The organism is Pseudomonas sp. TWR1-1-4 (assembly GCF_049897165.1).
In the GTDB taxonomy this organism is placed as follows: Bacteria; Pseudomonadota; Gammaproteobacteria; order Pseudomonadales; family Pseudomonadaceae; genus Aquipseudomonas; species Aquipseudomonas canadensis.
This window is the reverse complement of record NZ_JAFCVS010000006.1, coordinates 106,610-122,962: the sequence shown is the minus strand read 5'-3', so window position 1 is coordinate 122,962 and position 16,353 is coordinate 106,610. Positions and strand designations below refer to the sequence as shown.

Below are 16,353 nucleotides of genomic sequence, written 5' to 3'. Positions count from 1 at the left end.
GCGACGCACTCTAGCAAAACAGGTCTGTTGGCGTCGAACTTGGCGGGGGGCGGGCGTGACGTGATCTACAGGAAAGCAAAAGCCCGATCGACAGATCGGGCTTTTTTCTCGGCCACCACGGGGTTAGCTCTGTGCTTGATGCAGTTCTTGCAGACGGTCAGCACCGCCTTCAGCAACGCCTTCGGTGTAGGCGCGTTTGTTGGCTTGTTCAGCACCGCCTTCGACCAGACCTTTCTGTTCCAGACGATCACGGCCACCTTCGGCAACAGCGTTGCGTTCCAGCAGGCGATCAGCACCACCTTCAACCAGGCCTTTTTCTTCCAGGCGGTTGCGGCCGTTTTCGGTTAGGCCTTCGGTGTAAGCGCGTTTGTTGGCTTGTTCCGAACCATTTTCAGCTACAGCGCCTTTGGCGTAGTCACGGTTCTCTTCTTCTTGCGAACCGCTGCGAGCGACGGTCTGGCTGAAAGGAACGGCGTCAGCTTTGACTTGTGGAGTGGCTTGTTCGGCGGCTGGCAGGGCAAAGGCACTGGAAGCCAGGATGGATAACAGGGCGGTAGCGAGTAATTGGCGTTTCATGATGGGTTGCTCCTTGGGAGGGCGATAAAGTGGGTACAGGACTAATGCTACTCTCGATAAGTCGATATAAAAGTTCATAAACACAATGGTAATAATCAACAGAATTGATTGTTCTAGGCGGAGGCTCTAGAACGGGCCTCTCAAGCACGCGGTTTTGCACTGGTGTGGGTATTTTCGACACGCGCGCGGGTAACAATGGTGCGCCGTGGCAGGGGAAATCTGTCGAAGTGGTCAGAAATTGAGGTTTTTCCGGGCAAATCGAGGATCGGGTTAAACCCCAAGGCGGTTTGCCAGTCGTAGTCCTATAAGCTGTCCTTAAAGGCTGTCACCCAGCCAGTCGTATTCAGGAGTCCTGTGCAATGACGCGCACTCGTAAAATCGTCGCTTGGAGCTGCGCCAGCTTCGTTGTTTTAATCGCCGTGGTGGTGTTGGTCCTGGTGTTCTTTGACTGGAATCGCATCAAGCCGCCCCTCAATGCCAAGGTCTCCGAAGAATTGCATCGACCGTTTGCCATCAACGGCAACCTGGCGGTGGTGTGGGCGCGTGAGCCCGATGAAGGCGGCTGGCGCGCCTGGGTGCCGTGGCCGCATGTGATTGCCGAAGACCTGACCCTGGGCAACCCGGACTGGTCGAAAAACCCGCAAATGGTCACCCTCAAGAAGGTGGAACTGCGCATTTCGCCCCTGGCGTTGCTGGTGCAGCGCGTGGTGATCCCGCGTATCGACCTCACCGAACCGAGCGCGCAGTTGCAGCGCCTGGCCGATGGCCGCGCCAACTGGACCTTTAAGTTCGATCCCAAGGACCCGAACGCCGAGCCTTCCAACTGGGTGGTGGACATCGGTGCCATCGGCTTCGACAAAGGCCACGTGACCCTCGACGACCAAACCCTCAAGACCCAACTGGATGTGATCATCGACCCGCTGGGCAAACCCATCCCGTTCGGCGAAATCGTCGGCGACGCCGATGCCAAGAAGGCCCTGGAGAAAGGCTCCGCACCGCAGGATTATGCGTTCGGCCTCAAGGTCAAAGGCCAGTATCACGGCCAGAAACTCGACGGCAGCGGCAAGATCGGTGGCCTGCTGGCCCTGCAGGACGCGGCCAAGCCGTTCCCGCTGCAAGCCCAGGTCAAGATTGCCGATACCAGCATCGCCCTGGCCGGCACCCTGACCGACCCGCTGAACCTGGGCGCGCTCGATCTGCGCCTGAAACTCGCCGGTTCCAGCCTGGGCAATCTCTACCCCCTGACTGGCGTGACCCTGCCGGATTCGCCGGCCTACTCCACCGATGGTCATCTGATCGCCAAGCTGCACGAAGCCAATGGCGCGTCCTTCCGCTATGACAACTTCAACGGCAAGATCGGCAACAGCGACATCCACGGCAACCTGGCCTACGTCGCCAGCCAGCCACGGCCCAAGCTCAGCGGCGCGCTGGTCTCCAACCAGCTGCTGATGACCGACCTCGCACCGCTGATCGGCGCCGACTCCAACGCCAAACAAAAAGCCCGTGGCGGCGACAGCAAACAGCCGGCGACCAAAGTGTTGCCGGTGGAAGAATTCCGCACCGAGCGTTGGCGCGTCATGGATGCCGACGTGGAATTCACCGGCAAGCGCATCGTGCACAGTGCCGATCTGCCGTTTACCGACCTCTACACCCACCTGGTTCTGAATGACGGCGAACTGAGCCTCGAACCCCTGCGTTTCGGCGTGGCCGGCGGTAAGCTGGATGCGCAGATCCGCCTCAACGGCCGCATCACGCCAATGGAAGGCCGCGCCAAACTTACCGCGCGCAACTTCAAGCTCAAGCAGCTTTTCCCGACCTTCGAACCGATGAAAACCAGCTTTGGTGAACTCAATGGCGACGCGGATATTGCCGGTCGCGGCAACTCCGTGGCGGCCCTGTTGGGCAGCTCCAACGGTGACCTGAAGATGCTGATCAACGACGGTGCCATCAGCCGCAGCCTGATGGAAATCGCCGGGCTCAATGTGGGCAACTACGTGGTAGGCCGACTGTTTGGTGACAAGGAAGTGAAGATCAACTGCGCGGCGGCGGACTTTGGCATCAAGACAGGCTTGGCGACCACTCGGTTGTTTGTGTTCGACACCGAGAACGCCATCATCTACATCGACGGCACGGCGAACATGGCCACAGAGCAGTTGGACCTTACCATTACCCCGGAATCGAAAGGCTTCCGCCTGTTCTCCCTGCGTTCACCGCTGTACGTCAATGGACCTTTTATCAAGCCGAACGCGGGTGTGAAAGCCATCCCGCTGGCGCTGCGAGGGGCTGGCATGGTGGCGCTGGGTGTGATCGCCGGGCCGGCGGCCGGCTTGCTGGCATTGGTTGCGCCCAGTGGCGGTGAGCCGAATGAATGTGCGCCGTTACTGCAGCAAATGAAGGAAGGCAAGGCGCCGAAAACCGTAAAAGGTTGATCGGCCACAAAAACGTAGGAGCCGGCTTGCCGGCGATGGGGCCCTTGAACGCTGTCGAGATCGTGAGGCTACCATCGCCGGCAAGCCGGCTCCTACAGAGTATTGCGGGGTTACAGGCTTTCTAGGATGTCAGCCATATCGTCCGCATGCTCTTCTTCCTGGGCCAGGATTTCTTCGAAGAGGCGACGCGTGGTTGGGTCTTTATCGCCAATGTACTGGATGATTTCGCGGTAGCTGTCCACGGCAATCCGCTCGGCGACCAGGTCTTCGTAGACCATTTCCTTCAAGTTATTGCCTGCCACGTACTGTGCGTGGGAATTCTTCGACAGCAGGTCCGGGTTGAACTCCGGCTCACCGCCCAACTGCACGATGCGCTCTGCGAGCTTGTCGGCGTGTTCGGCTTCCTGGGTAGCGTGCTCGAGAAATTCCTGCGCGGCGACTGCAGCCTTAATGCCGCTGGCCATGAAGTAGTGGCGCTTGTAGCGCAGCACGCAGACCAGCTCGGTGGCCAGCGATGCGTTGAGCAGGCGGATGATTTCTTCGCGGTCGGCGTCATAACCTTCGGTCACTGCACCGTTTTCGACGTTCTGGCGGGCGCGGCTGCGCAGGGTCGCAACGTCAGTCAAGTTTGCTTCGGTCATCTCAATCTCCTGGTACTAATCCGGTTTTGCGCCACGCTCTGCCGGCGTGATCGCTCCAAGTTGTGAGTCCTGCGTCACGCAAAAAGTTTTATCGGATTTATGTCATCACTGCGTCGCGGGACTGGGCTAGCCTCTGGTGAGTCTTTCCTGATCAAGGACGTTCGGCCCATGCCGCAGTCGTTAGCCACGCGTTATCCCCTGGTGCTGGTCCCTGGCATGCTCGGGTTCGTGCGCCTGGGGTGGTTTCCTTATTGGTACGGTATCGTCCCCGCGCTGCGGGCGGGCGGGGCGCAGGTGTTTCCCGTGCAGGTGGCGCCGCTGGATTCCAGCGAAGTGCGCGGCGAGCAATTGCTGGTGCAGATCGAGCGCATCCGCCGTGAAACGGGGGCCGACAAGGTCAACTTGATCGGCCACAGCCAGGGCTCGCTCACCGCCCGGTATGCGGCGGCCAAGCGCCCGGAATGGGTGGCGTCGGTGACGTCCGTGGCCGGGCCCAACCACGGCTCGGAGTTGGCGGACCACATTCACCTCAATTACCCGGTGGATGGCGTGAAGGGGCGGATCATGAGCGCGCTGTTTCACGGAGTCGCCTGGCTGATGGGCGTGCTGGAAACCGGCTATCGCGGGCCACGCTTCAAGGCGGATCTGCAGGCATCCCACCACTCGCTGACCAGTGCGGGCGTGGCGCTGTTCAATCAGCATTATCCACAGGGGCTGCCGCAGACATGGGGTGGGCAGGGGCCCGAAGAGGTCAATGGCGTGCGTTATTACTCATGGTCCGGCACCTTGCAGCCGGGCATTACCGACCGTGGTCGTAACCTGTTCGACGGTACGAACCGTAGTTGCCGCCTGTTCGCCCGCAGCTTCGTGCGCGAAAAGGGCCAGTGTGACGGCATGGTCGGGCGCTACAGTTCACACTTGGGGTTGGTGATCGGCGATGACTACGCCCTGGACCACTTCGATATCGTCAACCAGTCCCTGGGGCTGGTGGGCAAGGGCGCCGAGCCGATCCGACTGTTTGTCGAGCATGCCCGGCGCTTGAAGGAGGCCGGGGTTTAACGCACCGGCGTGGTCCAACGCTCCGACAGAATTACCCCGCCCAAGGTCAGCAGGCCGCCCACCAGGTGGTATAGCGCCAACTCTTCCTTCAACACCACCGCCGCAATCAGCGCGGTGATCAATGGCAGCAGGTTGAAAAACAGCGTGGTGCGGCTCGGGCCCAAGGTCTTCACCGAATGCATCCACGCCAGCGGCGCGACCATCGAGGCTAACAGGCACGCATACAGCACCAGTGGAATGTTCGCCCAACCCAAGCCAGCCTTCGCCGAAAACAGAAACAGCGGGAACAGCACCACCACCGCCACCAGCACCTGCAGATACAGCAACACCAGCGGCGGCAGGCGCAGCTGCCATTTTTTCAGCAGAGTGCTGTAGACCGCGTAGGCCAGGGTCGCGACCAGCATCATGCCGTCCCCCAGGTTGACCCCGTGCTGCAGCAGTGCGTCGAGGCTGCCGGCGGAAACCACCACCACCACGCCAGCGAATGACAGCACGGCACCGGTCATCGCGCCGTAGGTGAGGCGTTGGCCGAGGCTGATGATCGCCGCCGTCAGTGCCATCAACGGCATCAACGACAGGATGATGCCCATGTTGGTCGCGGTGGTGAGCGACGCGGCGTAATACGCCAGGCTTTGGTAAACCGCCATGCCCAACACGCCGAGGATGAACACCTTGCCCAGGTTCGGACGGATCAGCGCCCAGTTGGCGATCACCGGCTTGATCATGAACGGCGTGAACAGCAGCGCCGCCAGCAACCAGCGGTAAAAGCCAATTTCCGCCGGGAACAGTGCGCCCACAGCCAGCTTGTTGACGACGGTGTTGCCGGCCCAGATAAAAATGGCCAGCAAGGGATAAGCGTATTGCATCGAAAGTAACCAAGTGTGTTGATGAGGCAGGATTATCCATTGTCTGGATCGAAGCCTATACTGCGATCCAGACAAACCACCTCTGTATCCAGACAATATGGCCAAGCACAACGTACGTCTTGCGGATTTCCCCCGGTTGCCGAGCCCGGTGTACTTCCGTTATTCGGATTTCGCGCCTGACACCGAGTGCACGCCGCACCGGCATTTCTGGGGCTCGCTGGATTACTCGGCCAGCGGTGTGATGCGCATGGAAGTGGCCGGCAACCGCTTCATGTCGCCGCCGCAATACGCGGTGTGGGTGCCACCTCACACCGAACACAGCTCCTACAATGCCGAGGCGATCGTCTATCACTCGGTGGGGCTGGCGCCGGAACTTTGTGAGCAACTGCCCCAGCAGCCTTGCACCCTGGCCATCAGCGACATTCTCAAGGCCATCCTCAGCGATTTTGCCCAGCGTGACGTGAACATGCCGCAGACCGAGTCCGACATCCGCCTGGCCCAGGTGCTGGTGGACCAGCTCAAGCAGGCGCCGATCCACGAATGCTTCCTGCCATACGCCCGCCACCCTGGCTTGCTCGGCGTACTCGAAGGCATGCAGGCCGATCCTGCCGACAACCGGCCCCTGGCGCACTGGGCCGAACAAGTCCACGTGAGCGAACGCACCCTGGCGCGCCTGTTTGTGCGGGAGCTGGGCATGAGCTTCGGCGAATGGCGCCAGCGTCTGCGCTACCTGGCGGCCATCGAAGCCCTCGACAGCCCACGCAGCGTGCAACATGTGGCGTTTGACCTGGGCTACAGCACCGCCTCGGCCTTTATCGCCATGTTCCAGCGCCAGGCGGGCTGTACGCCGGAGCAGTATCGACGGACGCATATCCGTACCCGGTGAAGTTGTAACAGGCTTTGACTACACTGCTGGGTAGTCCGTGCCCTTCGGTGCGGTAACAGGGAGAAAACTCCATGAAGATGCTGCGAATTCCGCTGTTGATGATGGGCCTGCTGCTGTGTTCCCAAGGCTTTGCTGCCACCGCTCAGCAAAATAAAATGACCACCTGTAACGCCGAAGCCACCACCAAGACGCTTAAAGGTGATGACCGCAAGGCCTTCATGAAGACCTGTCTGTCTGCTCCAGCAGCCAATGACGCCAAGACGCTTACGCCACAGCAGCAGAAGATGAAGGACTGCAATGCGGACGCCAAGACCAAAGCCTTGACCGGCGACGCGCGCAAAACCTTTATGAGCACTTGCCTGAAGAAATAATAGCCCCAGGCCATAGAAGGCTGCGACACTCGCACACAGCCCTGCTGTAGGAGCGAGCTTGCTCGCGAAAAACCTGAACGATAACGCGTGCCTTCAGACTAAAACGCGGTGTCCTTGCGTTTTTCGCGAGCAAGCTCGCTCCTACATCAACATCCTTTAACGCCGTTCGTTTTGAGGCTGTATGCCAACGTTTTCTCAGCGTCATGTGATATTGCTGGCCAGCTACATCATCATTTTTGGCGGACTGCTGCTGGTACTGCCGCTCAAGTTGCTGCCCAGCCTGCTGGCTGGCCTGCTGGTGTTCGAGCTGGTCAACATGCTGACCCCCCAACTGCAACGGCTGATCGAAGGACGGCGTGCGCGCTGGCTGGCGGTCGCCTTGCTCGGCACCCTGATCGTCAGCGTGCTGACCCTGATCTTCGCCGGCGCCATCAGCTTCCTGCTCCACGAAGCGGAAAATCCCGGGGCCTCTCTCGATAAATTCATGGGTGTGGTTGATCGCGCGCGCGGCCAGTTGCCGCCGTTCCTCGACGCTTACCTGCCTGCCAGTGCCGCCGAGTTCCGCGTGGCCATCGGCGACTGGCTAAGCAAGCACCTGAGCGAGTTGCAGTTGGTCGGCAAAGACGCCGCCCACATGTTTGTCACCCTGCTGATCGGCATGGTGCTTGGCGCCATCATCGCTCTGCAACGCGTCCCCGACCTGACCAAACGCAAACCCTTGGCCGCCGCGCTGTTCGACCGCCTGCACCTGCTGGTCCAGGCCTTTCGCAATATCGTATTCGCCCAGATCAAGATCGCCGCGCTCAACACCGCCTTCACTGCCGTGTTCCTCGCCGTGGTGCTGCCGTTGTGCGGGATTCACCTGCCGTTGACCAAAACCCTGATCGTCCTCACGTTCCTGCTCGGCCTGCTGCCGGTCATTGGTAACCTGATGTCCAACACCCTGATCACCATCGTCGCGCTGTCGCTGTCGATCTGGGTGGCAGTGGCGGCGTTGGGGTATCTGATCGTGATCCACAAAATCGAATATTTCCTCAATGCGCGGATCGTGGGCGGGCAGATCAGTGCCAAGTCGTGGGAGTTGCTGCTGGCGATGTTGGTGTTTGAGGCCGCGTTCGGCCTGCCGGGTGTGGTGGCGGGGCCGATTTATTATGCGTATTTGAAGAGTGAGCTGAAGCTCGGTGGGATGGTTTGACGCAGTAACCTGTAGGAGCGAGCTTGCTCGCGAAGAACGCCAACGATAACGCAGCGCTCTCAGGTTTTTCGCGAGCAAGCTCGCTCCTACAGTCGATCTTTTTAGCAGCCGTAGCGCTTGCTGGCTTCGATGGCCAACCCGCTGCCGATGCTGCCAAAGATATTGCCTTCCACATGCCGCGCATTCGGCAGCATCGCCGAAATGCTGTGGCGCAGCGCCGGAATCCCGCTGGAGCCGCCGGTAAAAAACACCGTGTCCACTTGTGCCACGCTCACCGATGCGTCGTTGAGCAGTTGCGTCACGCTCCCGCGCACACGCTCCAGCAAGCTGTCGATGGACGACTCGAACAGCGCCCGGCTCAGGTCTACGCTCAGGCCTGCTTCGATGCGGTCCAGCGCCACATGGCGGCTGTCTTCGTGGGTCAGTTGGATCTTGGTTTCTTCCACTTCCATCGCCAACCAATGCCCGGCGCGCTGTTCGATCAGCTTGAACAGGCGGTCGATGCCACCGGTGTCTTCGATGTCGTAGCGCATGCTGCCCAACGCCAACTGGGATTTTTGCGAGTACACCGAGTTGATGGTGTGCCAGGTGGCGAGGTTCATGTGATGGCTGGTGGGCATGTAGGCGCCGCTTTTCATGCGGCTGCCGTAGCCGAACAGCGGCATCATGCCTTGCAGGCTGAGCTGTTTATCGAAGTCAGTACCGCCGATGTGCACGCCGCCGGTGGCGAGGATGTCGCTCTGGCGGTTGTCGTTGTGGCGACGGTCCGGTGACAGGCGCACCAAGGAGAAGTCGGAGGTACCGCCGCCGATATCGACAATCAGTACCAACTCTTCTTTCTGGATGGTGGACTCGTAGTCGAACGCGGCGGCAATCGGCTCGTACTGGAACGAGATGTCCTTGAAGCCAATCTTGCGTGCCACGTCGACCAGGGTGTTCTCGGCCTCCTGGTCAGCCATTGGGTCGTCGTCGACGAAAAACACCGGACGACCCAGCACCACTTCTTCAAACTCACGGCCGGCATTGGCTTCGGCGCGGCTCTTGAGCTGGCCGATAAACAGCGCCAGCAGGTCGGTGAATGGCATCGCCGTGCCGAGCACGCTGGTGTCGTGCTTGATCAGCTTGGAGCCCAACAGGCTCTTGAGCGAGCGCATCAGTCGGCCTTCGTAGTTTTCCAGGTACTCATGCAGCGCCAGGCGGCCGTACACCGGGCGGCGTTCCTCGAAGTTGAAGAACACCACCGACGGCAGGGTGATCTTGTCGTCCTCCAGCGCGATAAGCGTCTCCTCGCCGGGGCGGATCCAGCCGACGGTGGAGTTGGACGTGCCAAAGTCGATGCCGCAGGCACGGGCTGGGGATGAGTTTTCCATGACAATCAGGTTCCGGTTGAAAAACGGCCGCGCAGTGTATGCCAGTCGACGCCGGATGCGTAGGCCGACCATCTGTTAAATCGTGCTTGAAACCTGGGGATTTGCCCCCACATCTGCTGCATACGGCAAGTGCCGATAACACTTTGACGCACCCCCAGGCCACATCACTCAACAGGTGCAATGCAGCGCACGCTGTGCCCCGGGCTGTGCGATCTCGATTAAGGATGGTGAACCGCCGATGGATTTCAAAGACTACTACAAGATATTGGGCGTAGAGCCGACGGCCGACGACAAGGAAATCAAGGCGGCCTATCGCAAGCTTGCGCGCAAATATCATCCGGATGTGAGCAAGGAAAAAGACGCCGAAGCCAAGTTCAAGGACGCGTCCGAAGCCTATGAGGCGCTCAAGAGCGCTGACAAACGCGCCGAATACGACGAACTGCGCAAATACGGCCAGCATGGCCAACCTTTCCAGGGACCACCGGGCTGGCAGAGCCGTGGCGGCTTTGGCGGCGGTGGCGGTGAGGATTTCTCGGACTTCTTCAGTTCGATCTTCGGCTCCCGTGGCGATGCGTTTGGTGGCGGCCAGCGCCGTCCGGCTGGGCGCAAGGGTCAGGACGTGGAGATGCAAATGACAGTGTCCCTTGAAGAGACACTGTCCACCGAGTCCAAGCAGATCAGCTTCCAGGTGCCGCAATACGATGCCTCGGGCCGGCATGTGAGCAACACTACCAAGAGCCTGAACGTGAAGATCCCCGCCGGCGTGGCCGACGGTGAGCGCATCCGCCTCAAGGCGCAGGGCGCACCGGGGATTGGCGGCGGGGCCAATGGTGATCTGTACCTGATCATCAAGTTTGCACCGCACGCTAAGTTCGAGGTGGAAGGTCAGGACTTGGTAATCACAGTGCCCCTGGCACCGTGGGAGTTGGCGTTGGGCACGGAAGTGGCTGTGCCGACGCTGACCGGCAAGATCAACCTCAAGGTGCCTGCTGGCAGCCAGAACGGCCAGCGCATGCGCGCCAAGGGCCATGGCTTGCTGAACAAGAGCGGGGAGCGCGGCTTCCTGTTTATTCAGCTCAAGGTGGTGATGCCCAAAGAGGTCGACGAAGAGGCCAAGGCGTTGTGGCAGGCGTTGGCGAAAAACGCTGACTTCGATCCGAGGCAAACCTGGAATAGCTGATCGTAAGCCCTGACGCTGTCCAGTGGAGGGGCGAGGCAGGGGTCCATGCCGTGCTCGCGAAAAACGCAAGAGCCCCCCATGCACTCAGGCTGCCTGCACAATATCTATGCAGTCCGACCGTGTCGGATCGTTCTATAGGCTGGTGTCTTTGTCACCCGTCAAGGACGATCCGCCATGTCAAACCCTACTGCAACTGCCACCCCCGTTGGTGTGTTCAACGCCAGCGCTCGCGGTGCTCACTACGACTTCCTGAAAGACCGTGTGCCGTCTTGGTTCAACCAGGCGCACTTCGTTCGTTTCTGCATACATAGTTAACGCAGTCGACGTTCCTGATAAAAGCAATAAAAGACTATTCTTTTTTGCACTTATTTAAATGGTTAATTCTGTTCTCGGGTCAAGAGCTGCCCGGCGGGCATTAATTTATTTTTTATCGGTAATGCCTAAAACGGTTATTGAATTCAACTGCATATGGAATGTGTGAAATGACTGGAAATTCAGTAGTAAATGTCGCTGGTGATAATCCCGAGAGCAACGACAAGGGTATTCATTTTGACTTGATTAAAAATATCATCCCAGGCTGCCTCATTGGCGCTTCACCCGTGCGGCGTAAAGTGCTTAAAGACACCAATCCTGACCTTCCAGACTGGTATGAAAAATGTTCCACTGAGGAACAGAAGCAATTAAAACAGTTACTGGAGGCTGACTGTCATGCGCAAAATGAATGGGAAAAGTTTCTCGGGGACGTGCAGAACATCACCGCCTACGCTAAACCAAAATTAACCGCAGCCTTGGCCGAAGCAGGCGTCAAGCTGGATGTCGACACTACCTGGCTGCGCCTGTATTACCCAGTGGAGTATAAGTTTTTCGGCCTTCCGACAGGCGTTCAAACGGGCGACTTTCGTAGCAGGACTTTTTCCTTGTTACAGGCGGCTCTGCATAATTTCGAAGCCTTTGAAGCTGAGGCGGGTTACTTCGACGGCGAGTCGTTGTTTATCACTGAGCCCGATGCGCGGGGGCATTTCGATGTCATCCGACCAGCGCCGATGAAGGTTGAGACGTTCGTTACCATTTGTCGCAAGCTGGACATCGGTGGGCAATATGAGAAACATATAAAAGATAAGCTCTATGGCCCCGGCGGAAGATTTGAGCTGGGTCGTGTGCCCTTTATCAATAATAAAAAAGCAGCCCTGAAGGCCGCCGCGTTTGCCGCCTTGCTGAAAAAGGATATTGAGCGCAAACATTATGATTTATTGGTCGAGTTGATCAGCGATAAGTTCGAGGTCAAAGATAACGACATACGTCGATTGATCAGTTATAGCCCAATGCGATTGATGGGATATGACATTGCCGAGTGCGCGCTGTTTTTCCCCACGCACGAGAATCGCTACGACGGCGGCTATGTCATTGTTTATATTCCGGACGATCCCGAACATCCGGTCAAACATTACGCGTCATTGGCCGAGTTTGAAGAGGAACTTACCCATAAACTGCTGTACCGGCCGCAGGGGAGCAGGATCGACAGTGGCCGGGATGTGCTCACCGACTACCAGCGGTTTTTCAGCCGCTTCGTGTCGGAAAAGGACCGCGGCCGGTTTTTTCTTCGATTCACCGAGAAAGTCAAAGACTTCCCGTCCGGTGCCTATTGGACAGACGGGGTGCGAACCTATCTGAAGTACCTTGAGCCGGCCTCCAGATTGGTCGGTCCTTTGGTTGACCGGCACTGGCGGCGCGATCCCCTGGAAAACATCGACCTGCACCTGAAGATCTCGCTCGACATGCAGTGGCTGGGTATGTCCGGCATCTGGTTTGAAATGTACCTGCAGCACCGCCGACGTATCCTCGAGAACGCCCAGGTGCTGGCTGTGTCTACGGCTGCCGAGGACAACCTCACTCGCGAGCGCCGACTCTCCAATTATCTGAACGTCGGCCTGTTCATCGTGGGTATTGCCGCGTTCTTTGTGCCGCCCGCAGGCGCCGCGATGTTATTGATCACCGCAAACCAATTGTTGTTCGAGACGATTGAAGGTGTTCGTGAGTTGAGCCGGGGTGACAGGGAGGCAGGCTGGGCGCATATCACTGATGTCGTGGAGAACCTGGCAACCATGTTGGCGTTGGCGCCAGTATTCCATTTCGCGGTTTCACCTTTTATCGAAGAGCTCAAAGCCGTCGTGCTCCCCAGTGGCAAGACACGTTTGTGGAAGCCGGACCTCAAGCCCTATCAGTTGGACATGACGTTGCCGGAAAGCTCCCGACCCAACGCACAGGGTCTTCATCGCTTTGATGGGCGAGATGTTCTGCCGCTGGACGGCAGTCACTACGCCGTGCAGGAAGACGTGGCCACGGGCAGGTATCGGATGCAGCACCCCACACGCCTCAATGCCTATGCTCCCGAGCTGAATACCAACGGCTCCGGTGCCTGGAATCATGAATTGGAACAGCCGCGAACCTGGGAGGGCCCCCAGTTGATGAGGCGCCTTGGGCATTCAGTCAGTGAGTTCAGCGATACCGAACTGGAGCAGATTCGCCATGTCAGCGACACCTCTGAAGACGTGTTGCGCAGAATGCATGTCGAGAACGAGCCGCCAGGGCCACTGCTGGCCGATACGATCAGTCGCTTCGACGCGTACAAACAGGTCGAAACGTTCATCGCCGCCATGAAGGATGATTCCTCGACCTTATCTACTCAGGACCACTCGATCAGTCAGTTGCATGTCATGACGCGTTACTGCAAGTGGCCAGAACAGGTCTCGATGCGAGTGATCGACGCACAGGCCAAGACACTCTGGAGATATCTCAGCTCACACAGTCCACAGAGCGAAATACGTACCGTGCAGATCCATGATTTGCAGTTGCGCAACGGGGAACTGCTGCCGACGCTTCTGGAAGCCCTGGATGAGAGCGAAACCAATACGCTACTGGAGCAAGCGCCTGGAACTCCGCGCGGCCTCCTCGACGCACGTGTTGCAACACTGCGCGCGACCGTTGCCAAGGTTGCCGAACGCCGTAAAGCTCAGCTACTCAATGATTTTTACAGGGCCGATACCGACGTCAGCGACCCTCGAGCCAATTTGATTTGGGCACGCTTTCGCGGTGTGTCCATGAAAGTGATCAAAGCGCTTCTGCAAGAGGCCAGCAGTGCTGAACGGCAACAAATGGCCAAATGGGACTTCGCCGACACGCTGCAGACCAAGCCCATACCGCTCAAATTGGCGGAGGCCTTGCGCATCGCCCAGCGTGAAGTGCGTCTGGCGCGTGCCTACGAGGGGCTTTATCTGGACGCGTTGATCAACCCGGATACAGAGAAGCTCGTGCTTAATTCGCTGAAGAAACTCTCTGGCTGGCCAGCTGATTTGCGTATTGAAGTTCGACAGGGTTCGTTTGATGGACAACTACGGGCCAGTGCCGGCGCTATAGAGGCTAAGAGTACCAAGGTGCTTGTCCAAAAAAACGACGGCTTGTATGAGGCGCGTGACGGGAATGATCTTGAATTGCATGGGCCCGACGATTTCTTCGCTGCCCTTCAACATGCTCTGCCCGATGACCATCGCACTGCATTGGGCTTGCCTGACGTGAACCAGGGGCCAGCCCTGGAAACGTTGATCAAGCAGCACCTGCTTTCACGGGAAGAGCTGCGCTCGGTATTGAAGATGCAGCCGATCAGACCCTGGTTCAAGGCGCCCACACGCTGGAGCAATGGGCGTCTGGGTTATCCGTTAAGTGGTCGTGGGACTGGCGAGCCCCGGCTGTTAAGAGACAGGCACAGGGTCTTGAGACTGTTTCCTGATTATACCGATGCACAAATTGACAAGTTTCTGGGGCAGATAGGCACTCAACGTGAGAAGTATCTGGTCAATTTTGAGGCAGAGCTGGAAGTTCTGCGCAACGAGTTGCAGCAATGGAAGTCAACACCGAGTACTCGCGTACTGCCGGATGGCAGGATCGTCGCTGTCGAGCCGTATGAAAAGGCCGTAGTCGCAGAAAAGCTTCAGCGCTGCTGGCAGAAGCGCGCAGGTACGATGAAGTACGGGCCAAACGGTAGGGCATTGGGGTATGAGCTCGATCTTCACGGCCGCACCGCCGGGGAGCTGCCTGCGATGAAAGGCTACTTCTCCCACGTGCGCTTTGTGAACCTGAGTAACATGGGACTCACGGAGGTGCCCACGGAGTTCCTGGACTCGTTTCCGTCTATTGTGCAGTTGCAGTTGCAGTCCAACGGGCTGGTTGAGTTGCCGACAATGATCACTGATAAATCCTCGCTGATTTATCTGAATGTTTCCAATAACAACATCACCCTGACAGAGCAATCAGCCGACGCTTTGGCGAAGATGACTCACTGGAAATATCTCGAACTGAGCCACAATCCACTTGGGCTTCTCCCTGACTTTAGTCAGATGCCGGACCTGACCCACGTCCGACTACAAGCCTGCGGTCTCACCGAATGGCCTGTCGGGCTGCGTGATCAAGCGGAGCTAGTCATGCTTGACTTACGTGATAACCAGCTCACCTCGTTTCCTGAATGGGCGGTGAATCCATCAGCGGAGCATGCGCCTGACATCAACCGTGTGTTGGAAGTCACTGAACTCAATGGCAATCCCCTTTCTGATCAAGGCATGCAGCAGTATGCCGACATACTGACGCGTATCTTTCTGGATGACGATCAGGCCGGCTTGATGCCAGTTCCTCCGGATGGCCCGGCTGAACGTGGCGCAGACGGCGGCACTTTAGCGCCATCGACGCAGAGAGTTGAGCATTGGTTGAAAGGCTTTTCGACGGCTGAGCAGGCCGCGAGAAAAGTACAGTGGGCGCTACTCGACGCTGAGGCTCTGGAGCGAGAAGCGGCAGGAGGAGAGGGGGGCAGCATAGTCAGTGAGAGCGAAGAATTTTTCCGGTTGTTGGAAAAGTTGAAAGAAACGGCCGAATACAAAAAGTCATATTCCGATCTCAACGCGCGGGTGTGGGCGGTGCTGCATGCGGCAGAACAAAATGAAGCACTGCGTCGCGAGTTGTTCGAGGCTGCGGGCGAACCACAGACGTGCAGTGATCGGGCCGCGCTGGTGTTTAGCGAGCTGGAAATCAAGGTGCAGATTCATAAAGCGTTGGCGCAGGTCGGTGAGGCTGACGCGGGCGTTGAATTGCTCAAATTGGCCAAAGGTCTGTTCCGCCTGGATGAGGTCGAGGCATTTGCGCTCAACGATATCAAAGAGCGCGTTCAGCTGATTCTCAGCACCGACGTGTCGACGCGTGAAAAGGGCAATCAGCTGTTGTTGATGGATCAAATCGAAGTACGACTGTCTTATCGGGTGAGTCTGCGCGACAGACTCCAATTGCCCGGGCAGCCCAAGCAAGCTGAATACACCGGTCACCAATACGTGTCGCGAGCAAAGCTGCGCGCTGCCGAGGACCATGTGAATAGCCTGCGGGATTCGAAGCAGGAGATTGAGTCGATTGCGCGTCGAGACTTCTGGGGCGAGTACCTGAAGGATAAATATCGTTCCAGGTTCGAGTTGGCTGACGAGCCTATCTACAGTCGTATGGCGCAGCTTGAGCTAGCCAGCGGCACGATGAGCAGTGGTGAATACAACCGCCAGTTCACGGCGTTGGCTGAGGAAAAACAGCTGACTGAGCGCAAGCTCATCGATCTGCTGACTCCTCAGGAAATACTCAACCTGGAAGAGTGAGCCTTGGTAGATGAATAGCCCCCCGGATGGTGTAAGAACAACAGTCGGGGGGCGCATGGCCGAGTGATCAAAAGGATGAATCCAAGCTCCGATGCCCTGTGT

12 protein-coding genes are annotated in these 16,353 nt (G+C 58.1%); 8 read left to right on the top strand and 4 right to left on the bottom strand.

Features of this window, described 5'->3' with window-relative positions; genetic code table 11:
• Positions 1 to 123: 123 nt before the first annotated feature.
• Positions 124 to 576: a hypothetical protein gene (locus ACP7C6_RS19850; protein ID WP_068935285.1), complete on the bottom strand. Its 453-nt coding sequence runs from the start codon at positions 574 to 576 to the stop codon at positions 124 to 126.
• Positions 577 to 935: 359 nt separating this feature from the next.
• Between ACP7C6_RS19850 and ACP7C6_RS19845 the strand changes: the two genes are divergently transcribed.
• Entirely contained in the window at positions 936 to 3,005 is a 2,070-nt protein-coding gene (locus tag ACP7C6_RS19845; protein WP_426109146.1) for an AsmA family protein, read from the top strand.
• A gap of 110 nt (positions 3,006 to 3,115) precedes the next feature.
• Here ACP7C6_RS19845 and ACP7C6_RS19840 read toward each other — a convergent pair whose 3' ends face one another.
• On the bottom strand, positions 3,116 to 3,646 hold the full coding sequence (locus ACP7C6_RS19840; RefSeq protein ID WP_028615542.1) for a ferritin-like domain-containing protein: 531 nt from the start codon (positions 3,644 to 3,646) through the stop codon (positions 3,116 to 3,118).
• 168 nt (positions 3,647 to 3,814) lie between these two features.
• Between ACP7C6_RS19840 and ACP7C6_RS19835 the strand changes: the two genes are divergently transcribed.
• Positions 3,815 to 4,705, top strand: a complete 891-nt coding sequence (locus ACP7C6_RS19835) for an esterase/lipase family protein (RefSeq protein WP_068935290.1) — start codon at positions 3,815 to 3,817, stop codon at positions 4,703 to 4,705.
• Here ACP7C6_RS19835 and ACP7C6_RS19830 read toward each other — a convergent pair.
• Entirely contained in the window at positions 4,702 to 5,571 is an 870-nt protein-coding gene (locus tag ACP7C6_RS19830) for a DMT family transporter (RefSeq protein ID WP_028615544.1), read from the bottom strand. The two genes, ACP7C6_RS19835 and ACP7C6_RS19830, sit on opposite strands and share 4 nt — an antisense overlap.
• A gap of 97 nt (positions 5,572 to 5,668) precedes the next feature.
• Here ACP7C6_RS19830 and ACP7C6_RS19825 point away from each other — a divergent pair, with 97 nt between their 5' ends.
• The 3 genes from ACP7C6_RS19825 to ACP7C6_RS19815 all read left to right on the top strand — a co-directional run bounded on the left by ACP7C6_RS19825 (position 5,669) and on the right by ACP7C6_RS19815 (position 8,023).
• The gene (locus ACP7C6_RS19825; protein WP_028615545.1) at positions 5,669 to 6,457 is read left to right on the top strand and encodes an AraC family transcriptional regulator; all 789 of its coding nucleotides are present in this window, start codon (positions 5,669 to 5,671) and stop codon (positions 6,455 to 6,457) included.
• Positions 6,458 to 6,528: 71 nt separating this feature from the next.
• Complete coding sequence (locus tag ACP7C6_RS19820) at positions 6,529 to 6,828, top strand: PsiF family protein (protein ID WP_016976953.1); 300 nt, start codon at positions 6,529 to 6,531, stop codon at positions 6,826 to 6,828.
• Between the two features lie 181 nt (positions 6,829 to 7,009).
• A complete protein-coding gene (locus ACP7C6_RS19815) occupies positions 7,010 to 8,023 on the top strand; it encodes an AI-2E family transporter (protein ID WP_016976954.1) in 1,014 nt (337 codons plus the stop codon).
• A gap of 101 nt (positions 8,024 to 8,124) precedes the next feature.
• Here the strand turns inward: ACP7C6_RS19815 and ACP7C6_RS19810 are convergent, their stop codons facing one another.
• Positions 8,125 to 9,393: an Hsp70 family protein gene (locus ACP7C6_RS19810; RefSeq protein ID WP_028615546.1), complete on the bottom strand. Its 1,269-nt coding sequence runs from the start codon at positions 9,391 to 9,393 to the stop codon at positions 8,125 to 8,127.
• A 238-nt stretch (positions 9,394 to 9,631) separates the two neighbouring features.
• On the opposite strand from ACP7C6_RS19810, the gene ACP7C6_RS19805 reads away from it, so the two are divergent.
• From ACP7C6_RS19805 to ACP7C6_RS19795, 3 genes are all read left to right on the top strand, one after another.
• Entirely contained in the window at positions 9,632 to 10,573 is a 942-nt protein-coding gene (locus ACP7C6_RS19805) for a DnaJ C-terminal domain-containing protein (protein WP_068935292.1), read from the top strand.
• Between the two features lie 174 nt (positions 10,574 to 10,747).
• A complete protein-coding gene (locus ACP7C6_RS19800) occupies positions 10,748 to 10,888 on the top strand; it encodes a hypothetical protein (RefSeq protein WP_164671641.1) in 141 nt (46 codons plus the stop codon).
• Positions 10,889 to 11,055: 167 nt separating this feature from the next.
• Positions 11,056 to 16,251: an NEL-type E3 ubiquitin ligase domain-containing protein gene (locus ACP7C6_RS19795; protein WP_426109145.1), complete on the top strand. Its 5,196-nt coding sequence runs from the start codon at positions 11,056 to 11,058 to the stop codon at positions 16,249 to 16,251.
• The last annotated feature ends 102 nt before the right edge of the window (positions 16,252 to 16,353 follow it).